This window comes from Oceanibacterium hippocampi (genome assembly GCF_900172325.1).
Taxonomy (GTDB): domain Bacteria; phylum Pseudomonadota; class Alphaproteobacteria; order Sneathiellales; family Sneathiellaceae; genus Oceanibacterium; species Oceanibacterium hippocampi.
Genome location: NZ_FWFR01000001.1, coordinates 578,606 through 591,623, shown reverse-complemented (window position 1 = coordinate 591,623; position 13,018 = coordinate 578,606). Strand labels below are relative to the sequence as shown.

The following is a 13,018-nucleotide window of genomic DNA, read 5'->3' as shown; positions in this document are numbered from 1 at the left end:
ATGAACCGTCGTAACGTCTGCGCCCCGGATCCCGAGGCGGCGCGTCAGTGGTCAGCCGTACAGGCCCGGCTCAAGAAGGACCTGGGCGAGGCCACCTACAATTCCTGGGTCCGGCCGCTTGCCTTCAACGGGCTGGCCGACCGGCGGGCCGTGATCGTGGCGCCGACCCGTTTCATGCGCGACTGGGTCTCCAGCCACTACGCCGAACGGATCCTCGGCTTCTGGCGTGACGAAAACAGCGCCGTGCAGGAGGTCACCCTGGGCGTCCGCGAACGGCAGGGTGCGGCGCCGGACAAGGCTGCCGGCAAGACCGCACGGGTGAACGCGACGCCGGCGGCGGCAAAAACCGCCCAGCAGGCCCCGGCGGCGCAAGCCCGGTCCGGCGACGATCCGGACGAGATCGGCGCGCCGTTCGACGCCCGGCTCAGCTTCGATAATTTTGTCGTCGGCAAGTCGAACGAGCTTGCCCACGCGGCCGCACGTCGGGTCGCGGAGGCCAAGACCGTGCCCTTCAACCCGCTCTATCTCTATGGCGGCGTGGGTCTCGGCAAGACCCATCTGATGCATGCGATCGGCCTGCAGCTTCGCGAGAGCGCGCCGGAAAAGCGGGTCTTCTACCTGTCCGCCGAGAAGTTCATGTACCGGTTCATCCGGGCACTCCGATACAAGGACACGATGACCTTCAAGGAGCAGTTCCGCTCGGTCGACGTGCTGATGATCGACGATGTCCAGTTCATCGCCGGCAAGGACTCCACCCAGGAGGAATTCTTCCACACGTTTAACGCGCTCGTCGACCAGAACCGCCAGATCATCATTTCCGGCGACCGCTCGCCGACCGATCTGGAGGGTATCGAGGAGCGAATGCGGTCCCGCCTCGGCTGGGGACTGGTCGCCGACATCCATCCGACCGACTACGAGCTTCGGCTGGGGATCCTGCAATCGAAGCAGGAGCAGATGCGCGCCGAAGCAGTGCCGCCGAAGGTTCTGGAGTTTCTCGCCCGCAAGATCGTGTCGAACGTCCGGGAGCTTGAGGGCGCGCTCAACCGCGTGGTCGCCTATTCCGACCTGACCAAGCGGCCGATTACCCTCGAGAGCACCCAGGAAGTGTTGCGCGACCTGCTGCGCGCCAACGACCGGCGGGTCACCATCGAGGAGATCCAGAAGCGGGTCGCCGAGCATTACAATATCCGCCTTGCCGAAATGCAGTCGGCGCGCCGGGCCCGGGCCGTCGCCCGGCCACGGCAGGTGGCGATGTATCTGGCCAAGCAACTCACCTCGCGAAGCCTGCCCGAGATCGGCCGTCAGTTCGGTGGCCGCGACCACACGACGGTCATGCATGCGCTGCGAAAGATCGAGGAATTGCGCGGTCTCGACGCGACAATCGCCGAAGATCTCGAGCTTCTCCGGCGCATGCTGGAGAATTGAACGGCGTCCTGCGCGCCGTCCGCACAAGATGCCCGAAGCCGCGCTGCCCGACGCGCCGCGGCAAGGCTTTGTTTGTCGCTAAAAAGTCGTCCAATCTGATCGATTCTGTTATAGTGGCGGCTGTGGGAAGCGGCGTGCTTTTGCGCCTGGATCGACGGGCCGCCAGGGGGCGTACTTCCGTCGAATTCCGATCCCTCGGGGGAGACTGCAACACAGTCGGGCCGCGAACGCGGATCGGTGTCAGGATCTTTCGGCAAGGCGGCGCCTGGCCGGACGGCAAGACACCAGTCCGGGGGCGGCCCTTCGCAACAAAGGCCGGGACTCCGTAGCGATTATGAAACTGACGATCGAACGCGCCGCGCTGCTCAATGCGCTGGGACATGTCCAGAGTGCCGTCGAGCGGCGCAATACCATCCCGATCCTGTCGAACATCCTGCTCGAGGCCGATGCGGGCACGCTCGCCCTGACGGCGACGGATCTCGACCTGGCGATCAATGAACGGGTCGAGGCGTCGATCGTCACCGCCGGCGGGACCACCGTGCCGGCACACATGATCTACGACATCGTCCGCAAGCTCCCGGAGGGTGCGCAGATCGAGCTTGCCTATTCCAGCGAAAGCGGCCGGCTCACCCTGCGGGCCGGACGGTCCGAATTCACGCTCGCCTGCCTGCCGCAGGATGACTTCCCGCTGATGACGAGCGGCGACCTGCCCTATTCCTTCAAGCTTTCGGTGGCCGAGCTCTGCCGGCTGATCGACAAGACGCGCTTCGCGATCTCGACCGAGGAAACCCGGTATTATCTGAACGGCATCTACCTGCATGCCGCGGAATCGGCCGGCGTGCCGATGCTGCGCGCGGTCGCGACCGACGGTCACCGGCTGGCCCGGGTCGAGACACCGCTGCCGGAAGGCGCCGCCGGGATGCCCGGCATCATCGTCCCGCGCAAGACGGTGGCCGAGATCCGCAAGCTGATCGATGGCAGCGAGGACCATGTCCGCGTCGAGCTGTCGGACGGCAAGATCCGCTTCACGTTCGATAACGCCGTTCTGACCTCGAAGCTGATCGACGGCACGTTCCCGGAATACGAGCGCGTCATCCCGTCGGGCAACGACAAGGTCATGGAGGTCGACGGCAAGGTCTTCGCCAAGGCGGTCGACCGGGTCTCGACGATCTCGACGGAGCGCTCGCGCGCGGTGAAGCTGGCGGTCCAGGGCGAGAAACTGACGCTGTCGGCGACCAGCCCGGATGCTGGCACGGCGACCGAGGAGATCAGCGTCCACTACAGCTCCGATCCGCTGGAAGTGGGTTTCAATTCCCGCTACCTGCTCGATATCGCGGCCCAGATCGAGGGCGAGAACGCCCAGTTCATTTTTGCCGACGCGTCGTCCCCGACGCTGGTACGGGATGGCACCGAGGAAAGCGCGCTCTACGTCCTGATGCCGATGCGCGTTTGAGGAGAAGTACCCTGACGTCCAGCGTCCAGGCTCGCGGGCCGGCCCTGATGCCGGCCGGGCGGGAGGATGACGAAGCGGCCGCATTGCATGCGCCCGACACCGTTCGGCCTGCCCGCAGGCTGGCGGCCGAACGGCTCAGGCTGACCGATTTCCGCTCCTACCGTGCGCTGACCCTCGAGGTCGAGCCGCGCCCGGTGGTGCTGACGGGGCCGAACGGGGCCGGCAAGACGAACCTGCTGGAGGCGCTTTCGCTGCTCGTCCCCGGCCGCGGATTGCGGGGCGCGCGGCTGGTCGACCTGGCCCGGCAGGGCGGCGACGGTGGCTGGGCGATCGCCGCCGACGTCTCCGGCTTCGACGGCCAGCATCGCATCGGATCGGGTCTCCGCCCGGCCGAGGGCGAAGGCGCCGCCAGCGAGCGCCGGATTGTCCGCATCGACGGCGAGACCGCATCCGGTCCGGCTGCGCTCGGCGGCGTGCTCGCGGCGACCTGGCTGACGCCACAGATGGATCGCCTGTTCCTGGACGGGCCGTCCGGCCGGCGCCGGTTCCTGGACCGGCTGGTCTACGGCATCGATCCGGACCACGCCCGCCGGGTCAACGCCTACGAGCGCACCATGCGCGAACGGAGCCGCCTGCTCCGCGAGTCGCGGGGCGACCGTACCTGGCTCGACGCGCTGGAAGCCGGCATGGCGGAGCTCGCGGTGGCGATCGCCGCGGCCCGGCGGGAATTGCTGCGCGAGCTTGCCGGCGTCATGGCCCAGGCGAGCGGCCCGTTTCCGCGCGCCGGCCTGGCCCTTGCCGGCGATGTCGAGGGCTGGCTCGATGAAGGTCCGGCGCTCGCCGCCGAGGATCGTCTCAGGGCCGCGCTCGCCGATGCCCGGTCACGCGATGGTGAGAGCGGCGGCGCCGCCGCCGGGCCACATCGCAGCGACCTCCTGGTCCGCCATGTCGTCAAGGACATGCCGGCCGAACATTGCTCGACCGGCGAGCAGAAGGCGCTGCTCGTCAGCATCGTGCTCGCCGACGCCCGGCTTCTGGTCGAACGGCGGCGCGCCGTGCCGCTGCTGCTGTTCGACGAGGTCACGGCCCATCTCGACGCCGGCCGACGCGCCGCGCTGCTCGACGAAATCATCGCGCTCGGCGCCCAGGCATGGCTGACCGGGACCGACCGGTCGCTGTTCGAGGGTTTCGACGGCGCCGCGCAATTTTTCAAGGTAGAGGACGGCAGCGTCACGCGTGTCGTCACTGACGAGTGAGTGGAAGGTAGGAAGTAATGGCCGATTCCATGCGAAACGAAGCGGGCGCCGCCGAATATGGCGCCGATAGCATCAAGGTGCTGCGCGGGCTCGACGCCGTGCGCAAGCGGCCGGGAATGTATATCGGCGACACGGAGGACGGCTCGGGTCTGCACCACATGGTCTACGAGGTGACGGACAATGCCATCGACGAGTCGCTGGCCGGATTCTGCGACCGCATCGACGTCTCGCTGAACCCGGACGGATCGGTGACCGTTCGCGACAACGGTCGCGGCATCCCTGTCGCCATCCACGAGGAGGAAGGCATTTCGGCGGCCGAGGTCATCATGACCCAGCTCCATGCCGGCGGAAAGTTCGACCAGAATTCCTACAAGGTTTCCGGCGGCCTTCACGGGGTCGGCGTCTCCGTGGTGAACGCCCTCTCGGAACGGCTGGACCTGCGCATCTGGCGCCGCGGCAAGGAGCACTGGATGCGCTTTGTCCACGGGGTCGCGGAAGCGCCGCTCGCTGTCGTCGCCGACGCGCCGAACATGTCGGGAACCGAGATCACCTTCCTGCCGTCGACCGAGACCTTCAAAAATACCGAGTTCGATTACGGCACGCTCGAGCATCGCCTGCGTGAGCTCGCCTTCCTGAATTCCGGTGTCCGGATCTGCCTGGCCGACAAGCGGGAGGCGGAACCCAAATCGATCGACCTCTACTACGAGGGCGGCATCGGCGCTTTCGTCCGCTACATCGACCGCAGCAAGCAGCCGCTGATCAAGGAGCCGATCACGCTCTCCGGCGAGCGCGACAATGTCCAGGTCGAGGTCGCGTTGCAGTGGAACGAGAGCTATCACGAGAACGTTCTCTGCTTCACCAACAACATCCCGCAGCGAGACGGCGGTACCCATCTGGCCGGGTTGCGCGCCGCGCTGACCCGGGCGGTGAACGGCTATGCCTCGTCGAGCGGCATCGCCAAGAAGGACAAGACGACGATTACCGGCGACGATGCCCGGGAAGGCCTGAGCTGCATCCTCTCGGTGAAGGCGCCGGATCCGAAATTCTCCTCCCAGACCAAGGACAAGCTGGTTTCCTCCGAGGTCCGCCCGGTGGTCGAGAGCCTGGTCTACGACCAGCTCAACCAGTGGTTCGAGGAGCATCCGAACGAGGCCCGGCTGGTCATCGGCAAGGTCTACGAGGCGGCCGCCGCGCGCGAGGCGGCGCGCAAGGCCCGCGAACTGACCCGGCGCAAGGGCGCCCTCGACATCTCGAGCCTGCCGGGCAAGCTCGCCGACTGCCAGTCGCGCGATCCGTCGGAATGCGAGCTGTTCCTCGTCGAGGGCGACAGCGCCGGCGGCTCCGCCAAGCAGGCCCGCGACCGGGCCCACCAGGCGGTGTTGCCCCTGCGCGGCAAGATCCTCAACGTCGAGCGCGCGCGCTTCGACAAGATGCTGTCGTCGGCCGAGATCGGGACCATGATCACGGCGCTCGGGACCGGTATCGGGCGGGAAGATTTCGACCTCGCCAAGTCGCGCTACCACAAGATCATCATCATGACCGACGCCGACGTCGACGGCTCGCATATCCGGACCCTGCTGCTGACGTTCTTCTATCGGCAGATGCGCGAACTGGTCGACGCGGGCTATCTCTATATTGCCCAGCCGCCGCTCTACAAGGTGATGCGCGGCAAGACCTCGGTCTACCTGAAGGACGAACGTTCGCTCGAGGATTACCTGATCGACCAGGGCCATGCCGACGTCGTGCTTCGGCTGGCCGACGGCGAGCAGCAGGGCGGGCAGGATCTTCGCCGCCTGCTCGACCAGGCGCTCTCCTGCCGCGATCTCATCCAGAGCATCGCGCGCCCGCAGGAAGCCTCGGCTCTCGAGCAGATGGCGATCGCCGGCGTGGTCGATCCGGATCTGCTGGGCGACCCGGAAAGAGCCCTGGCCGCTGCGGAAACCGTCGCCCGGCGGCTTGACGCCATCGCCGACGAGTTCGAGCGCGGCTGGCGTGGCGAGCTTGCCTCGGACGGCGGGCTCAAGTTCAGCCGGGATGTTCGCGGCGTCACCGAGACGGTCGTCATCGATGCAAAGATCTTCTCCTCGGCCGAGGCGCGGCGGCTGCGCTCCCTGCACCAGTCGCTCGAGCAGACCTATCGCGAAGCGGCGACGCTGATCTTCAAGGACCGCGAGGAACGGGTCTCGTCGCCATCCGAACTTCTCGAGCATGTCTTCGCGTCGGGCAAGAAGGGCCTGACCATGCAGCGCTACAAGGGTCTTGGCGAGATGAACGCCGAACAGCTCTGGGAAACCACGCTCGATCCGAACCTGCGCACCCTGCTCCAGGTTCGCGTCGACCATGCCGACGAGGCGGAGGAGATCTTCTCCACCCTGATGGGCGATGTCGTCGAGCCGCGGCGGGAGTTCATCCAGAAGAACGCGCTGAACGTGCAGTTCCTGGATGTTTGACCACGGGGCTGTCTGAGAGAACAGCGGCGGTCGCGGCCACATTTTGGCCATGACCGCCGCACAGTTTGCGAGGACTATCCCGGGTCCGGGACCTGCGCCCGTCTGACAGGATCGACCGGCGGCTCCGAAACCGACGACCGAAAGACATGGCGAAGAAACCGAAAGCCGCACCGACGCGCAAGGCCAAGGCCGGCAGGACCGACCGCAAGAAAACGCCCCGGACGTCGGTCTGGCGGCGATTGTTCTGGCTTGCCCGGTTCGCCGCGATCGCGCTGATCTGGCTCGCGGTTGCCGGATTCGCGATCCTCGCCTTCTATGCCTACGACCTGCCGGACGTCGAGGCGCTGGAAAGCCCGAAGGCCGGCCCGGCGCTCACGCTGCTCGCCGAGGACGGCTCGACCGTCGCGCATTTCGGCCGCTATTTCACCGGCTCGGTACCGCTTTCCGACATGCCGCCCTATCTGCCGATCGCCCTCCTGGCGACCGAGGATCGGCGCTTCTACAGTCATTTCGGTGTCGATCCGATCGGTCTGCTCCGGGCCGCCCTGGCCAATTATCGCGCCGGACGCGTGGTACAGGGCGGTTCCACGATCACCCAGCAGCTTGCCAAGAATCTCTACCTGTCGCCCGAGCGGACGGTTCGCAGGAAGATCCAGGAGGTGGTCCTGGCGCTCTGGCTCGAGGTGAAATACACCAAGGACGAAATCCTGGCCCTCTATCTCAACCGGGTCTATTTCGGCGCAGGAGCCTATGGCGTCGGCGCCGCCGCGGCGCGTTATTTCGACAAGGATGTGGGGGAGCTGACGCTCGGCGAGGCGGCGATGCTGGCCGGGCTCGTCAAGGCGCCGTCGCGTTATGCGCCGACCAGCGATCTCGCCCTCGCCCGGGCCCGCGCGGAACAGGTGCTCGCCAACATGGTCGACGCGGGCTTCATCAGCGACGCCGACGCGAAACGCGGCGATGCCCGCCGGATCAAGCTGTCAGCGCCCCGCGACGTTACCCGGAACACGCGCTATTTCGCCGACTGGATCGTCGACGAGCTTGCCGATTACATCAGCACCACCGACGACGACCTGGTGATCGTCACGACGCTCGATCCGGCCATGCAGCGGGCGGCGGAAGCGGCGGTCGCCGCGACGCTCGGCGAAAGCGGCAAGAAGCAGGCGATCGGCCAGGGCGCGCTGCTGGCAATGACCCCGGACGGCGCCGTCCGTGCCATGGTCGGGGGCCGCGACTATGCCGCATCCTCCTACAACCGGGCGGTCTCGGCCCGCCGGCAGCCCGGCTCCGCCTTCAAACTTTTCGTCTATACGGCGGCGCTCGAGAACGGCATGCGGCCGAGCGACCGGGTCGTCGACGGTCCGATCAGCATCGACGGCTGGAAACCGAAGAACTATCGCGGCGATTACAAGGGCGAGATGACGCTGAAGGAGAGCTTCTCGCAGTCGGTCAATACCGTCGCCGTCCAGCTTTCCGAGCGCGCCGGCCGCAAGAACGTGATCGATGCGGCGGAACGGCTCGGGATCCGGAGCGAATTGCGCAACCATCCCTCGATCGCGCTCGGCACCTCGGAGGTATCGCTCCTCGAACTGACCGCCGCTTATGGGACGGTCGCGGCGGACGGGCGCGCCGTGCTGCCGTTCGGTATCGTCGAGATCCGTGGCGCGGAAAGCGGCCGCGTGCTGTACCGGCGGCGTGGCTCGGGGCTCGGCCGGGTGGTCGACCGGCGAATCGACGACCAGCTTCGCGACATGCTGCGGTCGGTGATCGTCAGCGGCACCGGCCGGGGCGCCGATCCGGGTCGGCCGGCCGCCGGCAAGACCGGGACCAGCCAGGATTTCCGCGACGCCTGGTTCATCGGTTTCACGCCGGAGCTGGTCGCCGGAGTCTGGTTCGGCAACGACGATGCGTCACCGATGAAGAATGTCACCGGCGGCGGCGCCCCGGCGCGGACCTGGGGTCGCTTCGTCAGGGCCGCGCTCGAGGGCAAACCCGTTCACGACTTCGATGCGGGCCCGCTGCTCGCCGACGGTGGCGGCGACGGCGACTGGCGGGAATCGATCTGGCAAACGATCCGGTCGGCGATCGATTCGGCAATCTCGGGCGGCGGCAACGCGGCCGGCAGCGGCAGCGCGGGGAGCGGCAGCCGCACCGCGCCGGCGAATCGCCCCGCCCCGAGCGACTTCCCGGCCGACAATCGACGTTAGACGCCGGCGATGACCCGGCGCGGGAAGTTCAGTCCGCGCCGTCCGGATGTCCGCCGAAGCGATGGAGCGCCGGTCCGTTTCGCCGCAGCCAGTCGCGTGCCTTCCGGTAACCGGGATCGAGGCGTCCGACCACAGCCCAGAAGCGTGGCGAATGGTTCATCTCGACCAGATGCGAAACTTCGTGAGCGACCACGTAACGGAGGATTTCGGGCGGCGTCAGGATCAGCCGCCAGGAGAAATTCAGCCGCCCGCTCGAACTGCAGCTCGCCCAGCGGCTTCGCTGATCGCGGATCGAGATCCCGGTGACACGGCGATCCAGCCTGGCGGCGAAGTCGAGCGCCAGCGGAGACACCGCGGCACGGGCCTGGCCGCGCAGCCAGTCACCCACCCGCCGCGGCAGGTGGGCGGGGTCGCCGGGGACGACGATCCGGTCCTCTTCCAGCCTGACCACGCCGCGCCGTTCGCCCAGGTGCCGGATTGCGTGCGGGCGCCCCAGATAGGGTATCTCGGCGCCGTCGGCGAAGGCGACTGGAAGATCCCGTTCGGCCAGGCGGGCCATGATCCAGGACCGTTCGCGTTCGGCGAAGGCCCGGCCGCGTCGTTCGTCCGTACCGGACGGCAGCACCAGCGTCACCATTGGCTCACCGGGGCGCAGCAACAGGCGCATCCGCCGGGCCCGGGTCGAGCGGCGGATACGGATCTCGACCGCACCGTCGTCGCTGTCGAGGAGAATGACCTGTTTCCGCTCAGTCACTTTTGTCTTCGTTCACGGAATGCCCGGACAGACATTCCCGGGCCGGGACGCTGTTGTACAGGACAATAAGGGTTCCGGCAGAAAGTTCAGGCGTATTCCGGCGCCCGATCGAGAGAGCCGGAACGCCTGCCGCGCACCCGCCGAACGAAGGACAAGCGACAGATTCCGTCCGGTTCCGGTTCACTCTTGTTCGCATTCCTACACAGTCCGGCGATTCCGCGCTTCAATTTGCCGGTTCTAGCTGCAATAAATATGTCATAGAGGCGCAAACGAACCGTCTTGATCCTGCCCCATACCAAGCAACGACGAGAGCAGGACTCAACCACTACCCGGGAGGTTTCTCACATGACAGCTTATCGCAAGATCCTGGCAGGCGCGGTAGCCGCCTTCGCCATGGGCCAGGTGGCCCAGGCCCAGGCCGCGACCGAGATCGAATGGTGGCACGCCATGGGCGGCGCGCTCGGCGAGAAGGTCGTCGAGATCGCCGACGGCTTCAATGCCTCGCAGGCCGACTACAAGGTCGTGCCGGTCTACAAGGGCAACTACACCGAGACGATGACCGCCGCGATCGCCGCGTTCCGCGCCAAGGAACAGCCGCACATCGTGCAGGTCTTCGAGGTCGGAACCGCCTCGATGATGGCCGCCAAGGGCGCCGTCAAGCCGGTCTACGAGGTCATGGCCGAGGCTGGCGGCGACTTCGACACGGACGCCTATCTGCCGTCGGTCGTCGGCTACTACACCACCTCGGACGGCAAAATGCTGTCGATGCCGTTCAATTCCTCGACGCCGGTGATGTATTACAACAAGGACGCCTTCAAGAAGGCCGGCCTTGACCCGGAGAGCCCGCCGAAAACCTGGCCGGAGCTCGGCGAGGCGGCGAAGAAGCTGCAGGCGGCCGGATATCCCTGCGGCTTCACCAGCGGCTGGCAGTCCTGGGTGCAGCTCGAGAACTTCTCGGCGTGGCACAACATTCCCTTCGCCACCCAGTCGAACGGCTTCGACGGCACCGATACCGAGTTCACCTTCAACAGCCCGACCCACGTCAAGCATATCCAGCAGCTTGCCGACTGGCAGAAGAGCAAGATCTTCGATTACGGCGGACGCCGCTCCGATTCCGCGCCGAAGTTCCTGAACGGCGAATGCGCGATGTACATGAACTCCTCGGCCGCCTATGCCGGCGTGAAGCGCGGCGTGCAGGGCTTCGAGTTCGGCGTCGGCCGGCTGCCCTATTGGCCGGAAGTCGCGGGCGCACCGCAGAATTCGATCATCGGCGGCGCCACGTTGTGGGTCCTGGAAGGCCATCCGGCGGAAGAGTACAAGGGCGTCGCGGCGTTCCTGAGCTATCTCTCGCAGCCGGAAGTGCAGATGGACTGGCACACCTTCACGGGCTACCTGCCGATCACCAAGGCGGCCTATGAGATGACCAAGAAGTCCGGCTACTACGAGGAGAACCCCGGCACCGAGACGGCCATCCTGCAGATGACCAACAAGGCGCCGACGGCCAACTCGAAGGGCCTCCGTCTCGGCAACTTCGTGCAGATCCGGGACATCATCAACGAAGAGCTGGAAGGCGTCTGGGCCGGCGACAAGGACGCCAAGACGGCGCTGGACAGCGCTGTTGCCCGCGGCAACGAACTGCTCCGCAAGTTCGAGCGCATGAACTGACCATGACGTCGTCGCACGGGCCGCTCCGGAAGGGGCGGCCCGGCTTCGTCTCGTCGCGCCACACGGGCGGGGATATATGCTGAAACGGGTCAGCTTTCAGAATAACGGCCTGGCCTTCATGCTGGTCGCGCCGCAGCTTCTGGTAACCTTCATCTTCTTCCTCTGGCCGGCCAGCCAGGCGCTGTATCAGTCGCTGCTGCTGGAGGACGCCTTCGGACTGAACCGGGAATTCGTCTGGTTCGAGAATTTCGAGTTCCTGTTTCACGATCCCTACTACCTGCGGGCACTCAAGAACACGGTGGTGTTCAGCGTCTCGACCGCCGCGCTCGGTCTCCTGGTGTCGCTGCTGTTCGCCGTCATGGCCGACCGCGCCATCAAGAACGCGACGATCTACAAGACATTGCTGATCTGGCCCTACGCGGTCGCCCCGGTGATCGCCGGCGTGCTCTGGCTCTTCATGTTCAACCCGAGCAACGGCATTCTGGCGCTCTCGCTGCGCGCGGTTGGGGTTGACTGGAACCATGTGCTGAACGGCAACCAGGCGATGGTGCTGGTAATCATCTCGGCCACCTGGAAACAGATCTCCTACAATTTCCTGTTCTTCCTTGCCGGCCTGCAGGCGATCCCGAAAAGCCTGATCGAGGCGGCGGCGATCGACGGCGCCTCGCCGTCGCGGCGTTTCTGGACGATCGTCTTCCCGCTGCTTTCGCCGACGACCTTCTTCCTGCTGGTCGTCAACATCGTCTATGCCTTCTTCGACACCTTCGGGATCATCCACGGCATCACCCAGGGCGGGCCCGCGGGCTCGACCGAGATCCTTGTCTACAAGGTCTTCAACGACGGCTTCATCGCCCAGGATCTGGGCGGCTCGGCGGCGCAGTCGGTGATCCTGATGGCGATCGTCATCACGCTGACGGTGGTGCAGTTCAAGTACATCGAACGGCGGGTGGAATACTGATGGTCGAGAACCGCCCCTGGCTCACCTTCCTCTCCCATGCCGTGCTGATCGGCGGCATCGGGATCGTCTGCTTCCCGCTCTACATCGCGCTGGTCGCCTCGACACACGAGGCCAACGACCTGATCGCGCGGGTGCCCGGCTGGTTCGGGAGCAATGCCTACGAGAACTACACGACCGTGCTCGGGCAGGGCATGGTGTCCGCCGGCGGCTCGCCGGTCGGCATCATGATGCTGAACAGCCTGGTCATGGCGATCGGCATCGCCGTCGGCAAGATCATCATCTCGCTGATGTCGGCCTATGCAATCGTCTATTTCCGGTTCCCCTTCCGCATGCTTTGCTTCTGGCTGATCTTCATTACGCTGATGCTGCCGGTCGAGGTCCGGATCATCCCGACCTTTGCAGTCGTCGCCCAGCTCAACATGCTGAATTCCTACGCCGGCCTGATCCTGCCGCTGATCGCCTCGGCGACGGCGACCTTCCTGTTCCGGCAGTTCTTCCTGACGATCCCGGACGAGCTGACCGAGGCAGCGCGGATCGACGGGGCCGGGCCGCTGCGCTTCTTCTTCGATGTGGTGATACCGCTGTCGCGGACGAATATCGCGGCGCTGTTCGTCATTCTCTTCATTTACGGCTGGAACCAGTATCTCTGGCCGCTGCTGGTCACCACCGATGAAAGCATGAACACCATCGTGATGGGCATCCAGCGCATGGTGAACGTTGCCGACACGGTTGCCGAATGGAACCTGACGATGGCGACGGCGATCCTCGCGCTGCTGCCACCGGTCGCGGTGGTCGTGTTCATGCAGCGGCTGTTCGTCAAGGGCCTCGTCGAAGTCGAGAAATAACAGGG

The 13,018-nt window shown here is 65.9% G+C and carries 9 protein-coding genes; 8 read left to right on the top strand and 1 reads right to left on the bottom strand.

All coding sequences use genetic code 11. The features are described 5' to 3' along the window. The 5 genes from dnaA (at position 1) to OCH7691_RS02725 (ending at position 8,791) form a co-directional block, all read left to right on the top strand. Positions 1–1,425, top strand: a complete 1,425-nt coding sequence (gene dnaA / locus OCH7691_RS02745; protein ID WP_139839494.1) for a chromosomal replication initiator protein DnaA — start codon at positions 1–3, stop codon at positions 1,423–1,425. A gap of 334 nt (positions 1,426–1,759) precedes the next feature. Then, on the top strand, positions 1,760–2,878 hold the full coding sequence (gene dnaN / locus OCH7691_RS02740; RefSeq protein ID WP_085881883.1) for a DNA polymerase III subunit beta: 1,119 nt from the start codon (positions 1,760–1,762) through the stop codon (positions 2,876–2,878). Continuing rightward, entirely contained in the window at positions 2,875–4,134 is a 1,260-nt protein-coding gene (gene recF, locus OCH7691_RS02735) for a DNA replication/repair protein RecF (RefSeq protein WP_217807755.1), read from the top strand. The genes dnaN and recF overlap by 4 nt, the downstream gene beginning before the upstream one ends. A gap of 17 nt (positions 4,135–4,151) precedes the next feature. Next, positions 4,152–6,584, top strand: a complete 2,433-nt coding sequence (gyrB, locus tag OCH7691_RS02730; RefSeq protein ID WP_085881881.1) for a DNA topoisomerase (ATP-hydrolyzing) subunit B — start codon at positions 4,152–4,154, stop codon at positions 6,582–6,584. Between the two features lie 146 nt (positions 6,585–6,730). Continuing rightward, positions 6,731–8,791, top strand: coding sequence for a transglycosylase domain-containing protein (locus OCH7691_RS02725; protein ID WP_085881880.1), 2,061 nt, complete (start codon positions 6,731–6,733; stop codon positions 8,789–8,791). 28 nt (positions 8,792–8,819) lie between these two features. Here OCH7691_RS02725 and OCH7691_RS02720 read toward each other — a convergent pair whose 3' ends face one another. Next, positions 8,820–9,545 (bottom strand): M48 family metallopeptidase, encoded by a 726-nt coding sequence (locus tag OCH7691_RS02720; protein WP_085881879.1) that lies wholly within the window; start codon positions 9,543–9,545, stop codon positions 8,820–8,822. 345 nt (positions 9,546–9,890) lie between these two features. Here OCH7691_RS02720 and ugpB point away from each other — a divergent pair, with 345 nt between their 5' ends. The 3 genes from ugpB to ugpE all read left to right on the top strand — a co-directional run bounded on the left by ugpB (position 9,891) and on the right by ugpE (position 13,013). Further along, positions 9,891–11,210, top strand: coding sequence for a sn-glycerol-3-phosphate ABC transporter substrate-binding protein UgpB (gene ugpB / locus OCH7691_RS02715; RefSeq protein WP_085881878.1), 1,320 nt, complete (start codon positions 9,891–9,893; stop codon positions 11,208–11,210). A 76-nt stretch (positions 11,211–11,286) separates the two neighbouring features. After that, a complete protein-coding gene (ugpA, locus tag OCH7691_RS02710) occupies positions 11,287–12,168 on the top strand; it encodes a sn-glycerol-3-phosphate ABC transporter permease UgpA (RefSeq protein WP_085881877.1) in 882 nt (293 codons plus the stop codon). Beyond that, a complete protein-coding gene (gene ugpE, locus OCH7691_RS02705) occupies positions 12,168–13,013 on the top strand; it encodes a sn-glycerol-3-phosphate ABC transporter permease UgpE (protein ID WP_085881876.1) in 846 nt (281 codons plus the stop codon). The genes ugpA and ugpE overlap by 1 nt, the downstream gene beginning before the upstream one ends. Positions 13,014–13,018: the final 5 nt, after the last annotated feature.